Here is a 24,455-nt window from a genome sequence, read left to right on the forward strand (position 1 = left end):
GAGCGATGATGACGTCGGTATTATCGGACGCCTGGGGAGGCGCACTGCCACGTTTTTCGCGCCTCCCCGTTAGATTATCCCCTCCGCGAAGAGCTTGTGGTATGCCTCGAGGAGGGCCTTTTTAACCCTCGCCGGGCCGTACTTCCTAAGCGCCGCCTTCAGACCCTGTTCGTGGATGTGGGAAACGATTATATCAACGTCCTTGCCCGCGGAAACTCCGCTCTCAACGTAGAGTTTGGCCACTTCCCCTGGCTCCCTGTAGTTTAAGCCTTTGAGGAGCTTTAAAGGGACGGGCTCCACCCGCTTGACCAGCTCGAACTCGATTACGCTCACCTTATCTTCGGCATCCAGCGGGCCGTAAATTCTCGTCAGGGCATTTAAAAGCTCCTTAACGTCCCTGAAGCCGTCCTTCCTTGCGTCCTCATTGGTGAGCTCCCCCACCCGCTTTTTGGTCACGCCTCTGATGAGCACCTTCGCAACGGCGGTGTCGCTGGGGCGCGAGACAACGTAAACATCCCTTCCAGGCTTCGCCTCGTAGTCGCCGAACCTTATCGTGGTCGTCTTCTTCCCAGAGAGTATTTTCGGGACGTAGGCGCTATCCACCAGCATGAACTTCCTTATTTGAACCCTCGCCACCGTTCAGCACCTCCAGAACCTCCGGGAGCTCCAGGAGGTCGTTTATCACGAAGTCGGCGTACTCCCTGTATTCAAGCTCCGCGTTTCTTCTCTTTCCGTAGCGGAACCAGACCGTGTGCATTCCCACGCCCTTGGCCCCGTAGATGTCGGAGTAGAGCCTGTCCCCCACCATCACCGCCTCTCCGGCACTCACGCCAAATACCTTGAGGGCCTTCTGGAATATCTTGGGATGAGGCTTTTTCACGCCCTCAAAGTCCGAGATTATGACCTCCTCAAAAAAGTCGTCCAGCTCAAGCCTCAGAATCTTCTCCCACTGCTTTATGGGGTCGCCATCGGTGATTATGCCAAGACGGTAGCCGGCTTTGCTGAGCCTAATGAGGGTTTTGCGCGCGTGTCTCACATCTCTGAGCTGGGTAAACTTGGTGTTGTGGTAGCCTATAACCCCAGCCGCCACCCATTTGGGGTTGTAAGGAATGTCAAGCCGCCTGAGGAGGTAGTCAAAGTGACGCGAGAAGTTGCTTCCGTATTCGTTTATGAGCTCAAGAAGCTCGTTGTAGGCCGTCTCGAAATCCACGGGGAGACCGTGCTTTATCATGTTTTCAATCGCGTTTCTCCGGGCTCTCTCGGCGAGAACAGAGGTATCGGCTATCGTATCATCCAGATCAAAGAACACAACCTCTATCATCCTCCCACCGATAAAAAGTAGGAGAGAGGGTATTTAACGGTTGCGAAGGGGCTCCCGGACGATGCTGAACTCCATCGGGGCGTAAAGGGAGTCCCTCAGTTCCTCAACCTTGCCGGCAAGCATCCCGTTGAGTTTCTCACTTCCGTTGCCGCCGACTTTGGCCGCTAGTACCGCCTCAGCCTCAAGGGCTAAGCGGTAGCTCTCGATGGCGTTCCAGTAGTACCTCCTCTCAATGGTGACGAAGGTGCCGTTCAGGGGTATGTGCTCCCATCTGAGCCCCATTACGAGAACTCCGCTTCCCAGGCGCTCGGCATCCTCCGCGGTGGAGAGGGCATAAATCCTTTTCCTGAGGGTTCTTGCACCTTCAAGTGCCCCCTCGTAGTCCCCCTCAAGGTAGGCGCTGTAGAAGCTGTTCCACTCGCTCAAAAGGCCGGGAGGGATCCCCCTGGCCCTTGCCTCCGGGACGGTGCCCTCTCCGTTCCACTTCCACCTCTCCAGGGCCCACGCGGAGTAGTCGGCGTACTTGAAGCTCACGTTGATGAATGCAATGCTGAAGTTCTCAAGGAACTCGGACATGTTGAAGTCCCCGTTTATCTCGTCCACATTGTTAGCGATGTAACTCTGGAGGGCCAGTATCTCGCTCTCGCTCCACCCCTGCTCTCTGAAGTTTTCAACGGTCTCAGGAGGAAGACCATTTTGGGATACCTCCTCCGCCATGGCCCGTAGCTCTTCCTCCGTGTAGTACAGCTGAACCCCCGAGGCTTCAAGCTCTTCCTTGGCCTCCCAGACGAGAGTGGATATTGTGATGGCGTTGTCTATCCCATCCAGCGTGGAATTTATGAGCGCGGGAGCCAGGGTTTCATTGGCGGTGGCGTTGAACTCAACTATTAGCCCCGCTGTGCGCTCGAGTATTTCCCAGAATTCCGCGTATGGGTCGGTGCTTTCGGCGCCGGCCGGGATGGAAAGGAAGATGAGGCCGAGCACAAGGGGTACCATCAGCTTTCTCATGCTCTGCATTTTAGCACCTCCAATCATTCCAAAGTTTTGAGGATAGGTGGGATTTAAATACTTTTTGGAAAAGTTAACAAGTCCTATCCCCCACCGAGGGAAAGGCATATTAGGAGAAAAGGTCAGAGGCCAACGTCGAGGTATGGGCCCTTCTTCCTCTGGCGCATCTGCCTGAAATATGCCTCCTCCTCAAGCCATTCCTGGATCAGCTTTTCTAGGGGCCACGTTAGTGAGATCGGCGTTGTCGTGGCGTATATAACCCTCCTGAAACCGAGCGCCCTCATCTTTGAGAGAGCCTCCTTAACCTCGCGGTTCTCCATGCCGTGCATGACGAAGAACTTCCTGTCGTGCCAGTCGCCGCTCCCCTCGAGTGAGGGCGCCCTGTCAATTATCTCCTTGAGAACCCAGTCCCTGCAGTAGCTTGGAACCTCGTAGACCTCCTCAAAAGCGGATTTAATCAGCTCGACCTCTTCCCCTGAAAAGCCTATTATGAGTATCATGAGACCACCTCAGCATTTCTCCGCGAGACATGACTTAACCTTTTCGAGGAGCCTCTCCATAACATCCCCCGCACTCCCGCGGAGGACGACGTCCGCCAAGTGCGTAATGCCCGTGTTCTCGGGGTTTACCTCTACGAGCCTGCCGCCCTCGTCCTTCACTATCATGGGAATGTATGCAGCCGGAAATACCTGCGCACTCGTCCCTATGACGAGGCAAACATCGGCCTTCTTTGCGAGGCTGACGGCTCTCCTCCATTCCGATTCCGGCAGGGGCTCACCGAACCACACCACGTCCGGTCTTAAGAGGGCACCACATTCCGGGCACCGTGGAAGGGCTTTTTCCTCTATGAACTCCTCAAGTCTGCCGCTCTCCTTCAGGTTTTCCCTGTAGGAGCAGGAGGAGCATTTGACGCGGTAGATGTTCCCGTGTAGCTCAACAACGGTGTTACCTGCCTCGCGGTGGAGGTCGTCTATGTTCTGGGTTATCACCGCCTTCAGGAGGCCCATCCTCTCCAGTTCCGCAAGGGCAAAATGAGCGCGGTTTGGTTTTGCCTCCATCATCTTCCGCATCCTCATTCGGTAGAAGTCCCATACGAGCTCCGGGTTCCGGGAGAATGCCTGGGGCGTTGCCACTTCCTCTATGCGGTAGTTCTCCCACAGGCCGTTCTTTCCGCGGAAGGTCGGTATACCACTCTCCGCACTAATACCTGCACCTGTGAAGGCTATGAGAAAGCGGGAGCGCGCTATCAACCGTGCGGCTTCCTCTATCATGGCTACCCCCAGGGATTTTATGTCCCCCGGTTTTATAGCTTTGCCTCCGGAAAGCTTAATTATCGGGAACTCCAAGGTTTGGGATAAGGAAGTGACGCAACCTCCGTGAGGGTCTAAAATGAAGTACAGAAGAGGGGCGAGTGCTGAGAGGGAGCTCATAAAGCGGCTTGAGGAGAACGGCTTTGCAGTGGTGCGCTCGGCGGGAAGTAAAAAAGTGGACATCGTGGCCGGCAACGGCAGGAAATACCTCTGCATCGAGGTCAAGAGCACGAAGGGGGACAGGATATACCTGAGCGATGAGGACATCGAAAAGCTGACCTCCTTTGCGGGCCGCTTTGGGGGGGAGGCGTACATAGCGGTGAAGTTCATCGGGGATGGGTGGAGCTTCTTCGAGCCCAAAAGCCTCCCGAAGAGCGGAAAGAACTTCAGGGTGGATAAGAAGCTCGCCAAATACAAGGCGCTCACGTTTGAGGAGGTTATAGGCGTTCAGAAGAGCCTCTTAGAGGTGGTGAAAGGTGAATAAGTGGATAATACCGTTCATAATAGCCATGCTCATTCTCCCTGCGTCATTCTCTACCGGAGAGGCCGTTATCGTTCTCCAGCCGCTCCAGACATCATTCACTGGCGAGCCGGGGGAGAGCGTTGACGTTGCCTTCAACATAACCAACATGGGCAACGAGACCGCCGGGAACGTTCTTGTACTCATAGAGAACCTGCCCGAGGGCGCTACATATACCCAGGCCGTTTTCAAGGACGTCGGTCCCAACGAGACAAGGGAGGGCCACGTTCAGATAATCCTCAACAAGGTTCGCGCCGGAGTTTACAACGTAAACCTCGTGGCGAGGGTCACGGGACAGCCGGGACTGTTCAAGGTGCCCCTCACTCTGAGGGTGAAGACGGTGGTGGACTACTCGCCCGTTATCGAGGTTGAGGACAGGTACCTCTACGGAAGCGACGTGACGGTAAGCTGTGAGGTGCGCTCGAACTCCAACGGGGTGATAAACGGCCTTATTGAGATAGAACTCTACAGGGGGAAGGAGCTCCTCAAAAGGATAGCCGAAAGCACGTACATCGCCCCCTACGACAAGAAGGAGTACCGCATCGTTCTGCCGAAGCCCGACACCGGGAGCTACCTCGTGGTGATGCACACCAAGTTCGGGAGTGAGGAGAAGACGGTGAGTAAGTCCTTCGAGGTTTACAGGAGGAACCTCGCCTATGAGGCCTACTTCGAGAACGGGGTTATAACCGTCAGGGTGTACAACGAAGAGGGCAAGGGGGTTGAGGGAATTCCCGTTAACGTGAACGGAATGGCCCTTAAGACGGACTCCAACGGCCTCGTCATGATCGAGGCAAAGGAACCAGGGAGCTACCGCATAACCATGGACTTCGATGGAAAAACCGTCGAGACCGTTGTGGAGGTAAAGAAGCTCTTTTTGGACTACTCCCTCTCCAACGAGATGCTTGAGGTGTACGTCAGGGACTCGAGCGGGAAGGGGATAGCCAACGTGAGCGTGTCCGCGGAGGGCGTTAAGGGGAGGCTTTACGGTGTCACCGACGAGGATGGAAGCGTCGCTTTCAAGGTCTCGCAGCTCGGCTACGGACCGGTCAGGATAAAAGCCCAGAGCTCACACTTCCTCGGCGATGAAAAAACCCTGAACATCCCGCGCCCCACCACACCGACCCCCACACCAACTCCCACGGTAACCGAGACAGTCACCTCCACACCAACGCCCACCGAGACGCTGAACGTCACAAACACCACGATACCCACGCTCCCCGTGGAGGAGGGAAGAAACTACGGCACGCTGGCCCTGATACTCCTCCTGTCCGCTCTGACCCTGACGGGGAGCTCCTACATGGCCTTCTTCAGGCCGGTTATAATGGAGGAGCAGCTGGACAGGTACTACTTCATAAAAGTGCGGGCGCCGAAGCTGAAGAGTATGAAGGAAGTTAACATCATCAGAGAAGTCAACGCCGTGGATGCCCGCGCCACAAAGGGAAAAGTAACTATAGACGGTAGCAGAATAGTGTGGGAAATCGAGGAGCTGGAGCCGGAAGAGGAAGCCTCCCTCCAGATCCTTCTTTAGATTGACCAGCTCCCCTCTTTTTTCAACACTTCCCGCGCCCTCAGGAGGCCCTGCCTGACACACTCCTCGATGTCATCTCCCCTCACGTATCGAGCAAGGAAGCCACCGGCGAAGGCATCGCCAGCTCCGGTGGGGTCAACTATATCCTCCACGGGCAGGGCAGGGAACTCCCTGAACTCGCCGTCGTAAACGAGCACTCCCCTCTCGCCGCGCGTTATTATGACGGTCTCCGCACCCCATTCCACCATTTTCATGGCGGCACTCCTGATGTCCCTCTCCTCCGTTATCGTAAGCGCCTCCCGCTCGTTGGGGAAGACGGTGTGGGAAAGGGAGATTATCTCCCTCATCAGCGCCTTTTCCGTCCGGTAGGCCTCCATGTAGGTGGGGTTGAAGTCCACGGCAACCCTCTTCCCTTCCAGCCGCTTGAGCACCTTGAGCTGCTCCTCGGGGGGTATGGGGCTTATGTGGAACACCCTCGCATCGAGGTACTCCTCCGGGATGGGTGTCTCTCCCATGAGCCTCGCGACCCCCATGTCCACGGGGGCATCAACGCTCCCGTCCTCCCTGTATATCATGTATATGTGGGCCGTTTTGCCCTCGAGTACCTGAACGCCGCGGGTGTCAACGAGTTTGGAAAGCCTTTGCATCCACTCCGTAGGGAAATCTCTACCGACCTTGCTCACGAGGCCGACCTTTGCTCCACTGAGCGCGGCGGAGGTTGCCACGGCCGCCGCCGCTCCCCCGGGACGGAGTATCTCCTTTCCTCCCGGAAAGATTATGTGATCTATAGAGATGTGTCCAAGAACCACCAGCTCCATACCGCTCCCCATGGTGCATGGGGGAGAGCGTTTAAAAACCTTCTCCGAAAGAATAGAACATGAACCACCGGAACGTTCTTTTCACCGCGTTCCTAAAATATGCCGGAGTGAATGTAAGCATGGTGGGGAAGATGGAGTGGAAGGCCGTTGGTGTAATAATGATGATACTCACCGCGCTCATACCACTGGGTCTCTCCAGCGACGAGCCGGAAGTTAGCGGGCTTATGAAGACCCTTGAGGGAGCACACCTGCTTGCAGAGGAGTGGATAACACCGCTAAAAGACGAGCTCCCCGCGGATTCCCCAATTCTTAAGGACTACTCTCTGGCAGAGGAGTACAGAACCAAGGCCCTCGACGCTTTCTCAAATGGCGACGAGGTTGCTGCAAGGGAGTACGCGTTGAAGGCGCTCCACAGCTACCGTCTGGCCCTTGAGGGGGTCAAAGAAAGCGGGGAGACTTACAACGCCAGCGCGGAGAGGGTGAAGGCTGGACTGGAAAGGCTTAACGCATACTTCACCCGGGCGGAGGAGCTTATACGCTCGGCTAAAAGGGGAGGCCTCGACACGTCGGATGCCGAGAAACTCCTGAGGGAAACAAGGGATTCCTACTCCCAGGCCCTGCACGAGCTCAAGGAGGGAAACGTCGAGGGGGCCCGCAAGAAGTTTGAGGAGGCCGAGTCAAAGAGGAGGGAACTCGATAGTGTTCTCAAGGAGCTTCAGGAGCGGAGCCTAAAGGAGCGGGAGCACGACTTCGTGAAGGCGTTTCTGGTAAAAACGGAGAGGGGATTGTGGGCCGCGAGAACCTACCTAGAGGCAGCTAAGAACAGAGGGCTGGACGTTTCAAGGGCCGAGGAGAGGCTCGCCAAGGTTGAGGGGGCCTATCTAGCGGTGAAGACGCTGGCCGAGGAAGGCAGGTGGGACGAGGCCCTAAGGGCGATGAAGAAAAACGCGCCAATCTTCACAGCTTTCTTTGAGGAACTCAGGCGCGTGGAGCACATAATGGACGGTAAAAGCTTTCCGAACGTCCAGAGCTTCCAGGAAAATCTGGGAGAGCGGGTGCGGAAGGATACCCTCGCCCTCGAGGCCCTGAAGAGGAGGGGCGTGAACACGGTTCCGGCCGAAATAGTGCTCAGGAACGCCGTGATGGAACTCCAGACCGGGAGGGAGCTCCTCAAGCGCGGGGAGCCCGAGAAGGCCAGGGAGCACTTCCTGAGGGCGCTGGCGCTGCTGAAGAGGGTGGAGGCATTCATAGGGGAGAAGAGCTGAGGTGGTAGAATGAAGAAGGCGGCTCTAATCACTCTCCTGCTCATAATTCTTCCCCTTGCGTCGGCCCAGTATACCGCTGAGCTCTCCCTAACGGTCTACAGGGACGGCTACGTCGGCGTTGATATAAAAATAGTCCCGGATGAGTACACGGCACAGGTCAGCATCCCCCTGCCCGGGAGCACCTACGAGAGCCTCTTCGTTGTGGATGAGGAGGGAAACCCCCTCGACTACTCCGTGGAAGGTGGCACGATGGTCATAAACACGGGGAACGCCTCCCTCGTGGAGGTGAGCTACTACACCCCCGACCTCACCACAAAAGCAGGCCCGGTGTGGACTTTGAGCTTAAACAGCAGCGTCCCCTTCACCGTGGTTCTGCCCGAGGGCACCACGGTCGTGGACCTGAGCGACGTGCCCCTCTCAATAGCGGGGGAGAACATAACGATGCCCTCCGGAAACCAGAGCATAAGCTACGTGCTGAGCGCGTCCGTTAACGTGGAGGAGCCGTCTCCCTCAGGCAGCTCATACACGCCCGCCATAGCTGTTATCCTCCTTCTCTTTGCAGCTCTCGCCGCGGGGGTTTACCTACGGCGCCCGCGGGAGAAAGGGGAAGAGAAACCCCTGGACAAAGATGCCTACCTAAAGAAGATGGAGGGGTTTGAGCTCAACGACTACGAGAGGGATGCGCTCCTCTACATCCTCGAGAGGGGCGGCAGGGCCAGCCAGGCCGAGGTAAGGAAAGCCCTCGACATACCCAAAACCACAGCGTGGAGGATGTTCAAGCGCCTCGAGAAACAGGGGCTGGTGAAAATCGTCAAGGGGTCAAAGGAGAACTGGGTGGAGCTCAAACCCTGAGCTCACGGCACTATCTCCACCTCTATCTCTTTTCCATCGCTGGTGTAGGCCTTAACGCTCCAGTACTCGAAGGGGAAGCCGATTATCAGGTGAACGCCCCCAAATTTTGAAAAGAAGTGAAGGTCTGCCTTCGATGGTCGAGGGAGGCCAGGGTGGGAGTGGACCGTCCCCTTCACGTCCTCGTCGTGAGGGAGGAGGTAGGTGTCGAAGAACACGCTCCCCCTGCCGTAGTAGCCCTTCGGGAGTATAAGCACCTCCTCGAAGATTCCATCCTTCTCCCGAAGCAGGCCCGCGAACTCGTTTGGGTAAAAGCTCCTGGCCATCTCAAGGAGGTAGTCGAGGAGCTCGCGCCTTATTCTGGCCTTCATACTTTACCCTCCAGCATGTCGAGGGGGGTGTAGAGGTTTATACCCTCCTTCCCCCTGCACATGTCCATGGCCTTATAGAGCTCCCTGAGGAAGAGCTCCCAGAGCTCCCCATCGCTTTTGAACTCCTCGAGGACGCGCTTCAGGTTCTCTTTTTCGTGCCTGAGTTCAAGGCTCGAGTGCAGTGCCCCGTAGTCTGCTTCCCCTATATCCTCGCGTATGATGTACCTCGCCAGGGCGTTCGCGGGGAGGGGTGATATGGGTATCGAGAGGAAGAGGGCGTTTCTGAGCTCCGTTTCTTTGTAGGGCGAGATGGAACGGAGCCCCCGAACGACCACGCCGTACTTCTCTGGTATCTCCGCCGTTCTCGTCACCATGAGCCTCCTCCTTAGAAGGCCCCTTTTGACGTCGAGCCTTATCCTGCCCTCCCTCACGAGGAGGGCCAGCGTAACGCCCACCGCCGCCGAAGCCGCTTCAAACGTGTCGAGGCGCTTCTGCCAGTCAAAGAACCTCGCACCCTTCTTGAGGGAGCGGTTCTCCTTCGCGAACTCCTCCGCAAAGAGGTAGATGATCGCCGCCGGTGATAACACCTCACTCACCCGGAATGTAAGCGATGGCCTCAACCTCTATGGCAACGCCCTTGGGGAGGTTGGAAACCTCAACCGCGGCCCTGGCCGGCTTTGAACTATTGAAGTACTCTGAATAAACCTCGTTCATCGCCCCAAAGTCGCCCATGTCCCTCAGGTAAACCGTCACCTTGACGACGTCGTTGAGGCTCCCTCCGGCAGCCTCGACTATGGCCTTAACGTTCTCGAGGGCCTGCCTCGTCTGCGCCTTTATGTCCCCCTCAACGAGCGCTCCCGTTTCGGGGTTTATGGGTATCTGCCCTGCTATGAAGAGGAAGCTGCCAGCTTTAACGGCCTGGCTGTAGGGGCCAACAGGTCTCGGAGCCCTTTCAGTAAAAACAATCTCCTTCATGCGAGCCACCGTAAAAATTTGGAGAAAAGGGGTAATAAGGTTTTTGAGCTATGCGAAGGTGTAGTAGTACTCCCCGATTTGCTTCTGCTCCCTGTCCTTAACGCTTCCTTCCTTGTTGGCCCTCGGCCTTCCGGTGTCCGGATCCCTGCGGAAGGTTATGCCGACATTAGCCAAAAAGCGGTTCATTCCCTCGCGCATCTCCATTGGAGGCAGAGCCCTTCCGTGCTTTCCGGGCTCGCCCTCGAAGACCATAACGCGGTCGCTTATGTAGTCTATCATGAGGACGTCGTGCTCGACCACGAGGGCGGTCTTGTTGTTCTTGGCCATGAGGTTCCTTATCGCCTTCGAGACGGCCAGCCTCTGCTCAACGTCGAGGTAAGCGGAGGGCTCGTCTATGAGGTAGAGGTCGGCATCCTTAAGGAGGGCCGCCGTTATGGCCACCCTCTGGAGCTCTCCACCGCTGAGCTGGCTTACATAGCGGTCGTAGAGGTCTGGAATCCCGAGGGGGTTGAGGAGCTCCGTCTTGTAGAAGTTGCTCATGAGCTTGGAGGCGTCTATCTTGCTCAGGAGTTCGAACACCGTCCCCTCGTAGTCGGCCTTTATGTACTGGGGCTTGTAGGAGACCTCAAGCGTCCAGTCAACCTCGCCCTCCGTCGGTTTCTCCACTCCAGCGAGCATTTTCACAAAGGTCGTCTTACCAATACCGTTGGGGCCAACGATGCTCACCACTTCCCCTATGTAGAGCTCGCCACCCTCTGCCTCGAGTTTAAAAGAGCCGTAGTCCTTCTTGAGTGCCGGGTACTGGACGAGAACGTCCCCTCCCTGGGACACCCTCTCGCTCGTCTTCGTGAAGCGTATCTCGTAGGGCCTGAAGCGCACGTTCTCATCCGGAAGGTAACCGCTGAGGAAGACGTTTATCCCCACGCGCGTGCTCTTGAGGGTCGAGAATATACCGTAGGCGCCGGGCTTACCGTAGACTATGTGGATGTTGTCGCTGAGGTAGTCCAGAACGGCTAAATCGTGTTCGACCACGAGGACCGATTTACCCTCCTCGGCCAGCTTTCTTATCGCCCTCGCTACCTTCAGCCTCTGCCTTATGTCGAGGTAGCTCGAGGGCTCGTCGAAGAAGTAGAACTGCGCGTCCCTCGCCATGGCCGCGGCTATGGCCACTCTTTGGAGCTCTCCACCGCTGAGCTGGCTTATCTCCCTGTCGAGGATGTTCCCAAGCTCCAGCTCCTCCACGAGCTCCCCCATGATTCCGCGCTCGTCGGCTTTCTTCAGGAGGTCACGAACCTTGCCCTTGACAACCTTGGGGATTAAGTCCACGTACTGCGGCTTCACCACGGTCTTGACCTTCCTCTCCTTAAGGGCCTCGAAGTAGTTCTGGAGCTCGTTGCCGCGGAAGGCCTTTATGACGTTGTCCCAGCTGTCGTTGGAGCCGCAGAGGTTTGGTAAAAGCTCACCGGAGAGTATCCTAACGGCAGTTGTCTTACCCGTTCCGTTGGGGCCGAGGATTCCCGTAACGCTACCTGATCTCACGACTGGGAGGCGGTAGAGGACGAAGGAGTTGATGCCGTAGCGGTGCACACAGTCCTCGTCTAGCTCCTCCGGAAGGTTCACAATGGTTATCGCGTTGAAGGGGCACTTGTGGACGCAGATTCCGCAGCCGGTACAGCTGGCCTCCTGGATTATGGGCTTATAGTTATCCTCGTCTATGACTATGGCCTCTCCACCCATTCGATTAACCGGACAGACGCGCTCACACAGGAAGTGACCGCACTTGTCCGGGTTACACTTGTCGTAATCAATGACCGCCACTCTCGTCATGTTCTCACCCACAGTGCCTCTGGGAGGGTGCTTTAAAAGGTTGCGGGAGATTTTATGCAAAACTATGCATATTTTTTGCCATTAAAAATAACCCACCGTAATGTTTAAAACCACAATATCTTATAAACCCTAAACCGTTAATTCCCGGGGGGTGTGAGAATGAGGTACACCGTGACATCAGCGTTGCCTTACGCTAACGGGCCAATTCACGCGGGGCATCTGGCTGGGGCCTACCTTCCGGCGGATATCTTCGTGCGCTACCTCCGCCTGAAGGGTGAGGAAGTGATTTTCATCTGCGGAACGGACGAGCACGGGACGCCGATAACATTCCGCGCGCTGAAGGAGGGCAGAAGTCCGAGGGAGATAGTTGATGAGTTCCACGAGCACATAAAGACGACCTTTGAGAGGGCGAAGATAAGCTTCGACTACTTCGGGAGGACTGAGTTACCGGTTCACTACAGAATAAGCCAGGAGTTCTTCCTCAAGGCCCTTGAGAACGGCCACCTCGTTAAAAAGGTGAGCAAGCAGGCCTACTGCGAGCACGACAAGATGTTCCTCCCTGATCGCTACGTGATAGGCACGTGCCCCTACTGTGGCGCCGAGAACCAGAGGGGGGACCAGTGTGAGGTCTGCGGGCACCCCTTAACTCCCGAAATCCTCATCAACCCGCGCTGCAACATCTGCGGCAACCCGATCACCTTCAAGGACTCGGCACACTACTACATCCGCATGGGGGATTTCCAGGAGAAGCTCAAGAAGTGGGTCGAGGGGCAGGAGCACTGGAAGCCGAACGTGCGCAACACCGTCCTCGGCTGGATAAACGAGGGGCTCGAAGAGAGGGCCATGACGCGCGACCTCGACTGGGGTATTCCCGTTCCGCTCGAGGACGAGGATATTAAGGGAAAGGTGCTCTACGTCTGGTTCGAGGCTCCCATCGGCTACATCAGCATAACCGTGGAGCACTTCAAGCGCCTCGGCGAGGAGGAGAGATGGAAGGACTTCTGGCTCAGGGGAAGGAGCAAAATAGTCCACTTCATAGGCAAGGATAACATACCCTTCCACGCCATATTCTGGCCGGCCTTCCTCATGGCCCACGGCGGGGACTGGGAGCTGCCCCACGACATCCCCGCGAACGAGTACCTCCGTCTTGAGGGCAAGAAGTTCTCAACGAGCAGAAACTGGGCCATATGGGTTCACGAGTTCCTCGATGCGTTCCCTGCCGACTACCTCAGGTATTACCTCACCGCAATAATGCCCGAGACGAGGGACAGCGACTTTTCCTTCGCGGACTTCAAGGCGAAGATAAACGATGAGCTCGTTAACATCCTTGGAAACTTCGTGCACAGGGCCCTCACCTTCGCCAACCGCTACTTCGATGGGGCCGTTCCGGAAAGGGGCGAGCTGGACGAGCTCGACAGAGAGGCCTTTGAGGAGATAGAGAAAGCTTTTACCGAGGTCGGAGAGCTCATAGCGGAGTACCGCTTCAAAGATGCACTCAAGAGGGTTATGGCGCTCGCGGCATTTGGGAACAGGTACTTCGACTATAAGAAGCCATGGAAGACCGCTAAAGAGAACCGTGAGAGGACTGCCACAACGGTCAACGTCTCGCTCCAGATCGTTAAGGCCCTCGGGATACTCCTCGAGCCGTTCCTGCCGGATGCAAGCGAGAAGATATGGCACCTCCTCAACCTCGAAGAGGTTAAGCGCTGGACCTTCGAGGAAATTCCCGCAGGCCACCGCGTGAGGCAGGCAAGCCCGATGTTCAGGAAGGTCACGGACGAGGAGATAATCCACTTCATAGTTAACTACATCGGAAGGGGCAACCCCGAGAGCGCAAGAACGCTCCTCGACAAGTACTACAGGAAGGACGACGTGGTGAAGGTCACGCTCGAACGCTTCGGCGAGGGGAGGAAGGACGAAGCCCTTGCGCTCCTCAAGGCCATCTACGGCGAGGAGGCATTTAGCAAGCCCAAGAAAACCAAAAAGAAGGAAAATAAGGAGGGTAAGAAGATGGAGTACGTCAGCTTTGATGAATTCATGAAGCTCGACCTCAGGGTCGGAAAGATAATAGAGGTTAACGACCACCCCAACGCGGACAAGCTCTACGTGGTCAAGGTTGATCTTGGAGATGAAGTCAGACAGCTGGTCGCTGGCCTGAAGAAGTACTACAAGCCGGAGGAGCTCCTCAACCACTACGTCGTCATCATAGCGAACCTCGAGCCCAAGAAGCTCCGCGGTGTGGAGAGCCAGGGAATGCTATTGGCAGCGGATGACGGCGAGCGCGTGGCTTTACTCATGCCGGACAAGGAGCTCAAGCTCGGCTCAAGGATAAGGTAAAAACTAAAGGTTGAGCTCCACCCAGTTTTCCCTCTTTTTCTTGTATACCCTAACCAGCCCCTGCTTCTCGAGGCGCTGGAACATTCTCCACGCGGTTGTTCTCGGTATTCCCAGCATCTCCCTAACCTCGGACTGCTTTGCCCTCCCTCCGCGGTCGAATACGTAGAACAAGGCCTTTTCCTCGTCCTTTGTCAGCTCGTACTGCCCGAGCAGTCTTTCGAAGTCCTCCCTGCTTATGCCGGGGGACGACGTCTTCTTCCCATCTCTTTTGATGTAGGCAAACCCCGCCACCCCAAGGATCAGGAGAGCCGTTAAACCGGCGAGCAGTGCCCCGCTTCCCGGTCTCCCCGGGGGGGCTTCATTTTGGGACACTGTTCCACTCACGTTTAAGGGGGCCTCAGTGGAGGACGTGCCAACAGGACCTCCCACAGGCGATGACGTGGGTGAGGATACCGTTTTTGCCCCGTCCGTCCGGTATTTGATGACGTAGGAAATGCTCTGATTGCCAGGGGGCATCAGAAGGGAGTTCCCATTTATCTCAAGGGGTATGTCCGTCAGGTCAACTATAACCGCACTCTCGGGGAAGGTTACCCTAACCGCTACGTCGGAGGAAAAGTGAACACCCCATATGGAGCCGTTCTTGGCGGTTAAATCAGGGGTGTAGTACGTAATCCTGAGGGGGGTGGCGTTTTCAAAGTAAACTATGAGCCTGCTCCCGTTTACCTCGTAGGGCACGGGGTTTCCGATTTCATCAACGACGGTTAGACCCTCAACGTTCGGGGTAAGGAGAGGAATGGAAACGCTCACGGTGTAGTTCTCGGGCTGAACTGTTTGGGCCACCCTAACGTATCCGTCGGTGTAAACAGTGAGCTCAAGTGATTCGATGGCGTACTGCCCCGCAACCACGGGGATGAGCGAAAGGAGTACGATAACCACTGCCACCAATTTAGCCCTCATCCCAACACCTCCAGAAATTTGGCGTTACTGCTTTAAAAAGATGACCAAAAGAGGAGGGACTCACTGCCCCTCCTCGTCCCCTTCCTCGTGATCATCGCTCTCGTTTCCATCCCCGCTGTTCATCTTGTCCGAACCGTCGCTCGGATTTTGCTCCTCTTCGTATTCCTCGCTCTGATTCTGGTCCCCGGGGGTATCGCTCTCAGAGTACTCACCATGCTGTTCCGTATCTTCCTCGTCTTTCTCCATGCGCTCCTCTTTCTCTTCCTTTTCCTCGTGATCCTCGTCCTCTTCCCATTCCTCTTTCTCCTTGTGGTACTCCTTCTCTATCTCCCTTGTTTCCTCTATTATGTCCTTTAGTTCATCATTGATATCGTGCAACATGTCGAGCGCTTCCTCATACTGCCCCTCCTCAACCAGTGCGTTGAACTCCTCGTACATCGCCTGAAGTTCCTCAAGGTTTTCCTGGAGGTCCGTTGAGTTCACAGTGGAGTTTTGGAGCGTGGATATGAGCTCCTGCATGAGCACCATCTGCCCCTGGAGTTTTTCCACAAATGTCTGGCTTATCTCCTCCGCCCTTGCGTCCACTATCTGCTCCGAAAGCTCCTCAATGGCGTCCTCCAACTTATCCTTGAGCTCCTTGGCGTACTCAAGGTCGCCCTCTAGTGCGGTAAGGTTACCGTTGGCAATGTCCTGTGCAACCACTGTATACGCGGCCTTGGTCGCGTTGTAGAGTTCCTCAACGGGTGTTACATCAATGCCCTCGCTCCTGCCCTCTTCTATCACCCTCTCGGCGTAGGGGAAGTATTCCGCAGACCTCTGGAGCTCCTCCTTCGCGTCGAGGGCAAGCCCATAGTACTCCTCCTCAGACTCCATTTTGGATTCCCCGTGCTCCTTATAGTATTCGGTCAGCTCCTCCACGACCTCTTTATAGAGGTACAGGGCAGACATTGAGGCGTTTATGCTCTCGCTGTAATTTGCCGCGTTGTAAAGCTCCCACGCCTGTGCCCTAAGCTCCTCTGCCTGAATGTAGAGTTCGAGAGTCTCGTTTGGAATGGTCGAATTGTTGGCCCTAAGATCCGCCATCAGGCCCGTCGTATAGTTGGCGACGTTGTCAACTATCACGAGCATGTTGTATGCCATAGTAATGGTTGTGTTGGTCTCGTTCGTGGTTATGTTTGACGTGCTGCTGGACAGTGTCTGGTTGGCCACCTCTGGAGTACTGGTTTCCGTTGCGTTGATGCTCGCTGCCCACGCCGCCGTGCTCAGCGGTATCAGTGCCCCCATAAACAGTACAATCAATATTCTTAAGTTGCCCCTCATGGTTCTCACCTGTATTCAACTAGGAAAAGCATGTATATTAGGAACATGCTGAAATTACCGTGTTTCAAAATGTTTCTACGTGTTTCTTTGGCCGGGATATTCCCATGTGGCAACTACTAACTCTCTTACAGTCCCCTCACTCCTCACGCCCACTCCTCCTGCTCAAACAAGCACCCTTTCTCAACCGACATCCTTAAACACAATATCATTATATTGTATAAGTGGTGATGCCATGAGAGAAGCTGCCTACTGGGAACCGCTTGACGGAGGGAGGGTAAGGTGCCGCCTCTGCCCCCTCAACTGCATCATAAACGATGGTCACCGCGGTTCCTGTAAAGTGAGAAAAAACGTTGGGGGAAAGCTTTACACCCTCAACTATGGCAGGGTATCCTCCATGGCCCTCGACCCCATCGAGAAGAAGCCCCTTTTCCACTTCTACCCCGGTTCGTGCGCCTTCTCCATAGGCACCGTCGGGTGCAACATGCACTGCAAACACTGCCAGAACTGGGAGATAAGCCAGGCGGACGAGAGTTTTCCCTACCTGAGAAGCGTTTCCCCACGGGAGATCATGAAGCTGGCGGAACAGTACGGCTGTGAGAGCATAGCCTACACCTACAACGAGCCGGTCATATGGTACGAGTTCGTCCTCGACACTGCCAAGCTGGCCAAGAAGGAAGGCTTCCACAACCTAATGATAACCAACGGCTACATCAACGAGGAGCCCTTCAGGGAACTTGCACCGTACATAGACGCCATGAACATTGACATTAAGGCGTTCAACGATGAGTTCTACATGAGGATAGCCTCCGTCCCGAGTGGGGAGCCGAGCAGGAGAACTGCCCTAATAGCGAAGAAGGAATTCGGAATCCACGTCGAGCTGACCTACCTTATAATCCCGACCCTGAACGACGAGGAAGAGGAAATTCGCGCCTTCGCCCGCTGGGTGGTTGAGAACCTTGGGGATGACACACCGGTCCATTTCTCGCGCTACTTCCCCCACTACCGCCTTCATCTCCCGCTGACCCCGGTGGAGACGATAGAGATGGCCTACCGGGTTGCCAAGGAAGAGGGTTTGAAGTTCGTCTACGTTGGAAACATTCCCGGTCACCGCGGTGAGCACACGTACTGCCCGTCCTGTGGAAAACCTTTAATAGTGCGCTGGGGCTTTAGCATTGAAGAGTATCATATCAAGGATGGAAAATGCGAATACTGCGGCACCGAAATTCCCGTGGTCGGGGAATACTCGGGGAAGAGGTACCGCGGAATGTGGTGGTAGTCATGGAGAGCGTCCAGGTTGTTCTTTACATTGAGGGGCTCGGGAACGAAAAGAGGGCCCTTGAGGAGGCCATGAAAAAAACGGCGGAGAGCCTCAGAAAGGAAACCGCCGTGAAAGTCAAGCGGGTGAACGTGGAGAATGTAATAGAGAACGACGAAGTTGAAGAGCTCAAATACTCCGGCATGATCGAGGCGGAGATTGAAGGTCCCCTTGAGGGTGTTGTTGGAGTGGTCATGAAGTACGCCCCGGCGGTTGTTGAGGTCCTCGGGCCCGGCAGGCTGGAGGTCGAGGGCAGGAGACTTATGAAGCTGCTCGGTAACGTTTCATTGTTTATGGGTGAGCTCATGGAGAGGTTCGGTGGGCTTGTCGCTTACCCTGAGCTGGACGAGCTCCCGATGCCGCAGATTGGATACTCCAAAGAAGAGCTGGAAAGCTTTATCCTGGACGAGAGGAACATCAGATACCTGTTTATCATCGAAGCGTTCGGAGAAGAAGAGGAGAAAGTAAGAGAAACCATGCTGAAGGCTTTTCTTCTCGAGGGATGCAAGATTAACAAGGTGGCTGTCAAGCGCGAGGAGGGAGAGGGAAGGGTCAAGCTGTTCATCGCGGCCGAGCTGCTCTCCCCATTCGAGGTGATGTTCCAGCTCACGGCCAAGTACGCGCCGGTGGCGATATCAATAGAAGAACCTGAGATAGTGGACATCACCGCCACGGAGCTTCAGAACGCGCTGACAGATTTAGCGGGCTTCGTCTACGAGCTCGTCCACAGGCCAATAAAGAAGAAGCTCATCGAGAAGGACACGTTCAAGTTCAGGCTCGGCTCCTGACGAAAAGATATTATCGGCAAATGGCGAAGAGTCAGTAGGCATTTAATTAATCCCCTTTGCATTTTTACGGCGATTATCGAGCTTTTTTGCCCTCCAGAAAGGGTCTGAAAGCGAAAAGTATATAAAGTGTGATGGCACAACATGGTAGTGAAAGACCTTGGTAGGGCTTAGCCCATAAGGTTTGGAGGTGTATGAAAAATGAAGGTAAGGAAGATCGCGGCCCTCGCAGTTGGTGCCGCAATGATTGGCGCAACCATGGGATACGCCAGCGCTCAGCTCAACGTCCCGAAGGACTTCTTCGTTAAGGACGGAATGCCCAACGCTAAAATCGTGGTTGGAAGCAACGCAGCCGCTATGGACGTTGCCAGCGCGGCCGACATAGCCGTCGCCATAGGAAGCATGCTCTACACGGCCGAGGAGGTTCAGGCCGACGGTGTGAGCGTTGTCGTTAAGAAGGACATAACCACCTACCCCGACCCGATAAAGGTTTACAGCAACTGGTACGAGGACTACGGTACCGTAACCGCTACCAAGTACGATGAACTCCCCACCGACGCCTGGTGGAACGGAAGCGCCTACAACGGCAGCTACACCGACTGGGACGCCATAACCCCCAAGTTCACCACTGAGATTGAGAACATGGACTCAATCAAGGGCGACAAGCAGATTGACTGGGACATCAACATTGACAAGATAATGATCCTTGACAGCGACGGCAAGACCCCTGACCAGACCGGTAACCTCCCGCCCAAGAGTGCCACCCTTAAGATACCGGCCGGAAACTTCACCATCACGTTCAACTTCGTCATCAAGAAGTGGGAAGTCACCACCAGCAGCACCGACCCGCAGTGGGGTCTCACCACCACGAGCACCGAGACCGTCGTTGACGACGACCAGCCAAGCGGAGGCGTTGAGAAGGAGACCGTTTACAGCGGCATAACCTCCGGCACGACCTTCACGCTCCTCGGCAACGAGTACTACGTCCTCAACGTCCAGAACGACACCCTCACCTACGGTAAGGACCACGGCGTCCAGTGGTTCCACGTCGGCGACGAGATGGAGTTCGACGGCTACAAGATACAGGTCGTTGACATAAGCATCAACGAGCAGAGGGTCCTCCTCAGGGTCACCGCCCCCGACGGAAGGAACGACCTCGTCATCATAAGCGTTACCGACGGCGAGAAGGACGTCAGCGAGCTCTCAACCAAGTTCAACCCCGGTGAGCTCGTCCTCACGCTCGACAACACCTTCGTCGGTATTGACGGAAACCTCATCGCCCAGCTCGAGATAAGGACCAACGTCGTCTCAGTCAGCAGCGGCGATGAGTTCATTTCAGGCTGGACCGCCACCTTCCTTCCGGGAACTGGCAACACCATCGAGACCATCGTCCTCACCAACAAGAACGACCTCAGCGGAAGTGACCTTGACATCCTCGGCAAGTACAAGGTCTCCTACGAGTTCCACGAGTGGACCAAGACCGCCGACTTTGACAACGACGGTGAGGCCGACGACACCAGGTACACCGCCAAGGCCCAGATCGTCATAGACCCGACCGAGAAGGTCTACGACGAGAAGGAGCTCAAGGTCGGCGACGAGCTCGAGGGCTGGAGCATCGAGCAGATCAAGGGCGCCACCTACACCAAGATAACCGTCAACCCGGCCGAGAGCATAACCGTCCTCGACACCGAGGTTGACCTCAACGCCGTTGACAGCAACCTCATCCTCGTCGGCGGACCGGTCGCCAACAGCGTCACCGCCTACCTCGTTGACCAGGGACTCAGCCAGATCAACTGGTACCTCAGCGATGGAGACATCGAGTTCATTGAGAACGCCTTCGGCGACTTCTCCGTCATCATCGTTGCCGGTAAGAACAGGGAGAGCACCAGGGCTGCCGCCCAGGAGCTCCTTGACTACCTCAAGGACCTCGCTTGAATTCTCTCCCTCCCTTTTTAATTAACTTTTCTGGAGGTTTTTGAATTGGACAGAAAAGCGGTAGCATTGATTTTCATTGGCCTCATGGTAGTAGCTTCCTTCGGAACGCTCATATACGGTTACACGCGCTTCGATTCCGTGGTACACAGAGGAAACCCCCTCGCGGTTAAGGCGATAGAGGTGCCCTACGCAAACCAGCGGTACACTATCCTTCTGGGGAGCTTCATCACCGGAGACCCCACCGTTGATCTGAACGTAACCCTCCGCGCCGTCTACGACGAGGCCACGCTAATCGTGGGGGACTCATCGTTCAAGGGTTGTTCTGGAGATGCGTGCGTATGGCGCACGAGAACGTCTGCGGAGCTCGGCGCCACCATCGGGGCACTAATGGGGAGAAAGTACTACTACCAGGCCATCGTTGAGGGCAAGGACAACGCGACGGCGGAGCGCATAGCGATGGAAGAAGCCAAGGCACGCATCCACACGGAGTACCTCGCCTTCATGAACAAGGCGATGCTTGGACTCGGGAGAATCGGCAACTCCAGGCACCTAGTCGTCCTCCTGATCGGGCCGAGGGAGGGGGCCAAGTCAAACAGGATATACACCCCGAGGCAGGGAGTGCTCGTACTCGAGGCCACGGATGAAAAGACGCTCTTCGTCGAAGTCCTTGTGGTGAAGACCATAATAAACTCCCAGGTGGGTCAGATCACCGAAGGGTGACCTTTCCCCTGAGGAGTTCCCGGCTTTTTTCATCTTCCACTATATCGAGAAACTCCTCCTCACTCCTGAAAGGCCTTTTTGAGAGTATCTTTACCACGGTCTTTTTCCCCACCCCCGGCAACTGCTGGAGCACCTTGGGACTCTCGTGGTTAACGTCTATGGGAATGGGAACTCCCGTGATGCTCCTGAAGCCGTGTCCCACTATAAGGACACTGTAAAAGCGGTTGGTTGGAACCGCCTTGGGAATGCCAACTATGAGTGGATAGCTCCCTATCTGCCGGCCGTAGGTGAGACCGTTGTCAAATACCTCAGCACGAACATCGTGGAGTACCGTTCCAACCGGGACAACGCGCTGGAGCATGGGGAAGTCAATCTCATGCCTTATCTTGTACTTGTAGTGCTGGATGAGCTTCTTGTGCTTCTCAGTCCTGACCTTCTCCCTCATGTGCCAGAGGGGCGTTCCCGGGAAGACGACAACCTGCCGAATGTTTATGCGCCTCACCATCAACCCATCGTCAAGAAGCCGCTTGAGGAAGTGGAAGGTTATCTCGTAGCTTTTCTTCGTCTCGCCCGGAAGGCCAAAGATTATGTTTATCCCCGGCAGAAGCCACGGCATTCCGTTGGGCCCCCTTTTCCCACCGATTTCGTTGAGGATCCTGACGGCTTCGTAGGTCTCCTCGGCTGTTGCGTTGAGGTTGTTGAGTTTGGCAACCTTCGGGTCGGCGCTCTCGAGACCGAAGGCAACGACGTTGCCGGCTGTTCCGTATTTAATGAGGGTCTTCGCTATCCTTCTGCTCTCCTCGGGGTAGTTCGCTATAACCGCTGGATTGGCGTTGTCCACGTGAAGCGTCTTAATGTCCGGTGCAACGAAGCGTATTCCGCGGAAAAGCTTTTCCAGTGCATCGGGGTTAGGTATGGGAACCCTCCCGTTGGGCTTAGCCATGTACGAGAAGATACAGCTCTGCCTGCCCACACGGAAGTGCCTCACACCGAGGTCGTAGAGAGTCTTGACCTCCTCAACGATATCCTCAACCGGTCTGTCCTCAACTTTACGGTAGCGAACGGGCTCGGTGCAAAAGGAGCAGCCGCCTATGCCCATAGCTTTTGGACAGCCCCTCTGTGTCTCTATCTCAACTATGACGAAGTCGGGATAATCGGGGAACTGCTTGACAACTTCAGCCCCAATAATTGCATAATCTCCCAATTCGTCGTAGTTTCTGAAGCGGAATGGGTCGGCGTCCTTTGGGTTCTTGAGGTAGTCGAACAGAAAAGCCTCGAGGTCGCCGTACACGATGTGGTCAAAAACCGACTGGGCAAGGAGGAGCTCGCGGGAGCCTATCTTGGTCCCGCCTTCGTGGGCCGAACCCATGAAAGCCGGCCCGCCGAGGATTTTAACACCCCTCAAGGGGCGCAGAAATCTCGCCACTTCCTCCACCTGTGAAGGAACCGCGGACAGATACTTTCCGGGCGTGTGGAGGCCGCCGATGTAGATTATGACGTCGGCCCTCTCAAGTATCTTCGCGGTATTGGGAAAGTTAGGGGTTTTATTCTTGGTCTTTATACCCTTCTCACCCTCAAAAGTCGCCCTGAGGTCGTCTATTGTGAGGTAGAAAATTCTGGCGTCCTTCCTCGCCTTCTTTATCGCCCCGTAGGCGTATCGGGGGTAGATACCGAGGTAGGGCGGGACGCCGAGACCAGCCGGTTCGTCCGTGTAGCCGTCTATTATCGCAACTATCATGGTTTAGAGTGTGGGGGGAGGGTTTAAAAGTCCAGCGGCCGCTCGGGTGTGGAACTTAAAGGAAAGGAGGGCCTCAGCGAAGCACCCCCTCCGCCCTCAGAAATTCCTCTATGTCCTTCACGTCCTCCACATCCAGCTGAAAGACCCTTTCCTCCCCGTGGGGAACCCTCTTTATGACATCCCTGACCGCTTTAAACCGCTCCCTGTCAAGACCCAGCATGTGATGGGAGTTCTTCAAAGCCTTGGCCACCTTCTGCCTTCTGTGCTGGAAGAGGGCCTTAACAAGGTTCTCGTCCAGCTGGACCTGTTCCTTCTTCGGTTTTGGCTCTAAGATAACCACCGCGGAGTCCACTTTGGGCCGGGGGTAGAAGGCACCATTTCCTATGCGCTCCACGAGCTCCGCGTTGGCCTTTGCCCTCACCGCGAGGGAAAGCCGGGAGTAGTTCCTGTCCCCTGGTCTCGCCACCATCCTCTGGGCAAACTCGAGCTGGTATATGAGAACGGCCCTCTCGAAACCGTGCCTCAAAAGCCTGAAGGTTATGGGGGATGAAATCTGGTACGGGAGGTTCGATACGACCTTGTTGAACTCCGGAAAGGGCACCTCAAGGGCGTCCCCAAGGATCAGCTCCACGTTTGACCAGGAGTACTCCTTTTTCAGTATCTCCACGATGCGGGCATCCTTCTCCACGGCGTAAACCTTCCCCGCGTGCTTTGAGAGCTCGTCCGTGAGAACTCCAAGTCCCGGCCCTATCTCCAGCACCGTATCCGTCTCCTTCAGCTCAGCCCTCTCCACGTTTCGCTTCACTATATCATCAACTATCAGGAAGTTCTGACCGAGGGAGTGTTCGGGGCGGAGGTTGTACTTCTTGATGAGCTCAAAAACGCGCCGGTTTATCATGTGATTCACCGATAAAAATAGGGAATTAGCGGAAGAGCCTGTCGTGTCCAACGAACAGGCGGTACTTGCACTTCCCGCTCAGCTCGTCCATCACCCTTCTGGCGAGCATCTTCACGGGATCCGGGAGCCCCTTAACGCGGTGCTTCAAATCCTCAAAGCTCTCAAAGGGGACCTTACGCTCCTCCAGTATCTCCCACATGTGCTTCTTGCCTATTCCCGGTAGGAGCTCGAGACTGTGGAGCTTGTTCGTTATGGGGGGAGCCTCGTTAAAGAAGCGGAGGAAGCGGTCTTCGTTGTGTTTGATAATCTCCTCCACCACGTATGGGAGCTCCGCCCTGGCAGTTGAGGTTAGTTCGTCGTATCCGATTTTCCTATTTATCTTTATTATCTTGTCCCGCGGCCCCTTACCTATGAATATGCGCTCGTAGAGGGATAAATCAGTTTTGGGGGTCACCTCAAGGAGGGTGAAAGCCTTATCCCCAATAACCTGGGCCAGAGCGTGTTTTAATGTTCTGTTGTGATCCAGGTCAACGTAACCGGCGGGCATGTAATCTAGCACGTAGGCGTAGTCCTCATACTCTGAGTGCCTGTGCCGCCTCTTATTCATACTCGGACCGTAAGATGGGTATCCTCTCATTTTCACTCCCCCAGAGTTATA

24 protein-coding genes are annotated in these 24,455 nt (G+C 55.5%); 9 read left to right on the forward strand and 15 right to left on the reverse strand.

What is annotated here, in order from left to right:
• Positions 1–69 precede the first annotated feature (69 nt).
• The 5 genes from PFER_RS01605 to cobB all read right to left on the reverse strand — a co-directional run bounded on the left by PFER_RS01605 (position 70) and on the right by cobB (position 3,600).
• Positions 70–636, reverse strand: a complete 567-nt coding sequence (locus tag PFER_RS01605; RefSeq protein WP_245612395.1) for an ASCH domain-containing protein — start codon at positions 634–636, stop codon at positions 70–72.
• The gene (locus PFER_RS01610; RefSeq protein WP_048148047.1) at positions 596–1,321 is read right to left on the reverse strand and encodes a TIGR02253 family HAD-type hydrolase; all 726 of its coding nucleotides are present in this window, start codon (positions 1,319–1,321) and stop codon (positions 596–598) included. The genes PFER_RS01605 and PFER_RS01610 overlap by 41 nt, the downstream gene beginning before the upstream one ends.
• A gap of 33 nt (positions 1,322–1,354) precedes the next feature.
• Positions 1,355–2,338: a hypothetical protein gene (locus PFER_RS01615; protein ID WP_048148049.1), complete on the reverse strand. Its 984-nt coding sequence runs from the start codon at positions 2,336–2,338 to the stop codon at positions 1,355–1,357.
• A 113-nt stretch (positions 2,339–2,451) separates the two neighbouring features.
• Positions 2,452–2,829: a DUF3783 domain-containing protein gene (locus PFER_RS01620; RefSeq protein ID WP_048148050.1), complete on the reverse strand. Its 378-nt coding sequence runs from the start codon at positions 2,827–2,829 to the stop codon at positions 2,452–2,454.
• 9 nt (positions 2,830–2,838) lie between these two features.
• Positions 2,839–3,600, reverse strand: a complete 762-nt coding sequence (gene cobB, locus PFER_RS01625) for an NAD-dependent protein deacetylase (RefSeq protein WP_048148347.1) — start codon at positions 3,598–3,600, stop codon at positions 2,839–2,841.
• A 118-nt stretch (positions 3,601–3,718) separates the two neighbouring features.
• Here cobB and hjc point away from each other — a divergent pair, with 118 nt between their 5' ends.
• Positions 3,719–4,123, forward strand: a complete 405-nt coding sequence (hjc, locus tag PFER_RS01630; RefSeq protein ID WP_048148052.1) for a Holliday junction resolvase Hjc — start codon at positions 3,719–3,721, stop codon at positions 4,121–4,123.
• Entirely contained in the window at positions 4,116–5,687 is a 1,572-nt protein-coding gene (locus PFER_RS01635) for a COG1470 family protein (protein WP_052696162.1), read from the forward strand. Before hjc ends, PFER_RS01635 begins: the two co-directional genes overlap by 8 nt.
• On the opposite strand, the gene PFER_RS01640 is transcribed toward PFER_RS01635, so the two are convergent.
• Positions 5,684–6,517, reverse strand: a complete 834-nt coding sequence (locus PFER_RS01640) for a carbohydrate kinase family protein (RefSeq protein WP_245612397.1) — start codon at positions 6,515–6,517, stop codon at positions 5,684–5,686. The two genes, PFER_RS01635 and PFER_RS01640, sit on opposite strands and share 4 nt — an antisense overlap.
• A 47-nt stretch (positions 6,518–6,564) precedes the next feature.
• Here PFER_RS01640 and PFER_RS01645 point away from each other — a divergent pair, with 47 nt between their 5' ends.
• Complete coding sequence (locus PFER_RS01645) at positions 6,565–7,770, forward strand: hypothetical protein (protein ID WP_157254998.1); 1,206 nt, start codon at positions 6,565–6,567, stop codon at positions 7,768–7,770.
• 9 nt (positions 7,771–7,779) lie between these two features.
• The gene (locus tag PFER_RS01650; RefSeq protein ID WP_048148058.1) at positions 7,780–8,622 is read left to right on the forward strand and encodes a helix-turn-helix domain-containing protein; all 843 of its coding nucleotides are present in this window, start codon (positions 7,780–7,782) and stop codon (positions 8,620–8,622) included.
• Positions 8,623–8,624: 2 nt separating this feature from the next.
• Here PFER_RS01650 and PFER_RS01655 read toward each other — a convergent pair whose 3' ends face one another.
• The 4 genes from PFER_RS01655 to PFER_RS01670 are packed head-to-tail and all read right to left on the reverse strand — an operon-like array spanning position 8,625 to position 11,792.
• Positions 8,625–8,990 (reverse strand): Mov34/MPN/PAD-1 family protein, encoded by a 366-nt coding sequence (locus tag PFER_RS01655; protein ID WP_048148061.1) that lies wholly within the window; start codon positions 8,988–8,990, stop codon positions 8,625–8,627.
• Positions 8,987–9,577 carry a hypothetical protein gene (locus tag PFER_RS01660; RefSeq protein WP_052696163.1) on the reverse strand — a complete coding sequence of 197 codons (591 nt, stop codon included), beginning with the start codon at positions 9,575–9,577 and terminating at the stop codon, positions 8,987–8,989. Before PFER_RS01660 ends, PFER_RS01655 begins: the two co-directional genes overlap by 4 nt.
• Before the next feature lies 1 nt (position 9,578).
• The gene (locus tag PFER_RS01665) at positions 9,579–9,965 is read right to left on the reverse strand and encodes a RidA family protein (protein ID WP_048148065.1); all 387 of its coding nucleotides are present in this window, start codon (positions 9,963–9,965) and stop codon (positions 9,579–9,581) included.
• Between the two features lie 48 nt (positions 9,966–10,013).
• On the reverse strand, positions 10,014–11,792 hold the full coding sequence (locus tag PFER_RS01670; protein WP_048148067.1) for a ribosome biogenesis/translation initiation ATPase RLI: 1,779 nt from the start codon (positions 11,790–11,792) through the stop codon (positions 10,014–10,016).
• Positions 11,793–11,951: 159 nt separating this feature from the next.
• Between PFER_RS01670 and metG the strand changes: the two genes are divergently transcribed.
• On the forward strand, positions 11,952–14,129 hold the full coding sequence (gene metG, locus PFER_RS01675; RefSeq protein ID WP_048148069.1) for a methionine--tRNA ligase: 2,178 nt from the start codon (positions 11,952–11,954) through the stop codon (positions 14,127–14,129).
• A 3-nt stretch (positions 14,130–14,132) separates the two neighbouring features.
• On the opposite strand, the gene PFER_RS01680 is transcribed toward metG, so the two are convergent.
• Together PFER_RS01680 and PFER_RS01685 are read right to left on the reverse strand one after the other, a co-directional pair.
• A complete protein-coding gene (locus PFER_RS01680; RefSeq protein WP_048148071.1) occupies positions 14,133–15,086 on the reverse strand; it encodes a helix-turn-helix transcriptional regulator in 954 nt (317 codons plus the stop codon).
• Between the two features lie 60 nt (positions 15,087–15,146).
• On the reverse strand, positions 15,147–16,406 hold the full coding sequence (locus PFER_RS01685; protein ID WP_048148073.1) for an HsdR family type I site-specific deoxyribonuclease: 1,260 nt from the start codon (positions 16,404–16,406) through the stop codon (positions 15,147–15,149).
• Between the two features lie 232 nt (positions 16,407–16,638).
• On the opposite strand from PFER_RS01685, the gene amrS reads away from it, so the two are divergent.
• The 4 genes from amrS to PFER_RS01705 all read left to right on the forward strand — a co-directional run bounded on the left by amrS (position 16,639) and on the right by PFER_RS01705 (position 21,161).
• Positions 16,639–17,682: an AmmeMemoRadiSam system radical SAM enzyme gene (gene amrS, locus PFER_RS01690; protein ID WP_048148075.1), complete on the forward strand. Its 1,044-nt coding sequence runs from the start codon at positions 16,639–16,641 to the stop codon at positions 17,680–17,682.
• Positions 17,683–17,684: 2 nt separating this feature from the next.
• Positions 17,685–18,509, forward strand: coding sequence for a hypothetical protein (locus PFER_RS01695; protein ID WP_048148076.1), 825 nt, complete (start codon positions 17,685–17,687; stop codon positions 18,507–18,509).
• 198 nt (positions 18,510–18,707) lie between these two features.
• Positions 18,708–20,441: an S-layer protein gene (locus tag PFER_RS01700; RefSeq protein ID WP_048148078.1), complete on the forward strand. Its 1,734-nt coding sequence runs from the start codon at positions 18,708–18,710 to the stop codon at positions 20,439–20,441.
• Between the two features lie 45 nt (positions 20,442–20,486).
• Positions 20,487–21,161: a hypothetical protein gene (locus PFER_RS01705; protein ID WP_052696164.1), complete on the forward strand. Its 675-nt coding sequence runs from the start codon at positions 20,487–20,489 to the stop codon at positions 21,159–21,161.
• On the opposite strand, the gene PFER_RS01710 is transcribed toward PFER_RS01705, so the two are convergent.
• The 3 genes from PFER_RS01710 to PFER_RS01720 form a co-directional block, all read right to left on the reverse strand.
• Positions 21,148–22,899, reverse strand: a complete 1,752-nt coding sequence (locus PFER_RS01710) for a radical SAM protein (protein ID WP_048148080.1) — start codon at positions 22,897–22,899, stop codon at positions 21,148–21,150. The genes PFER_RS01705 and PFER_RS01710 overlap by 14 nt on opposite strands.
• Positions 22,900–22,972: 73 nt before the next feature.
• Positions 22,973–23,797: a 16S rRNA (adenine(1518)-N(6)/adenine(1519)-N(6))-dimethyltransferase RsmA gene (gene rsmA, locus PFER_RS01715; protein ID WP_048148082.1), complete on the reverse strand. Its 825-nt coding sequence runs from the start codon at positions 23,795–23,797 to the stop codon at positions 22,973–22,975.
• 25 nt (positions 23,798–23,822) lie between these two features.
• On the reverse strand, positions 23,823–24,404 hold the full coding sequence (locus PFER_RS01720; protein WP_048148356.1) for a DUF655 domain-containing protein: 582 nt from the start codon (positions 24,402–24,404) through the stop codon (positions 23,823–23,825).
• Positions 24,405–24,455: the final 51 nt, after the last annotated feature.

Origin of the sequence: Palaeococcus ferrophilus DSM 13482 (assembly GCF_000966265.1) — an archaeon.
Lineage (GTDB): Archaea > Methanobacteriota_B > Thermococci > Thermococcales > Thermococcaceae > Palaeococcus > Palaeococcus ferrophilus.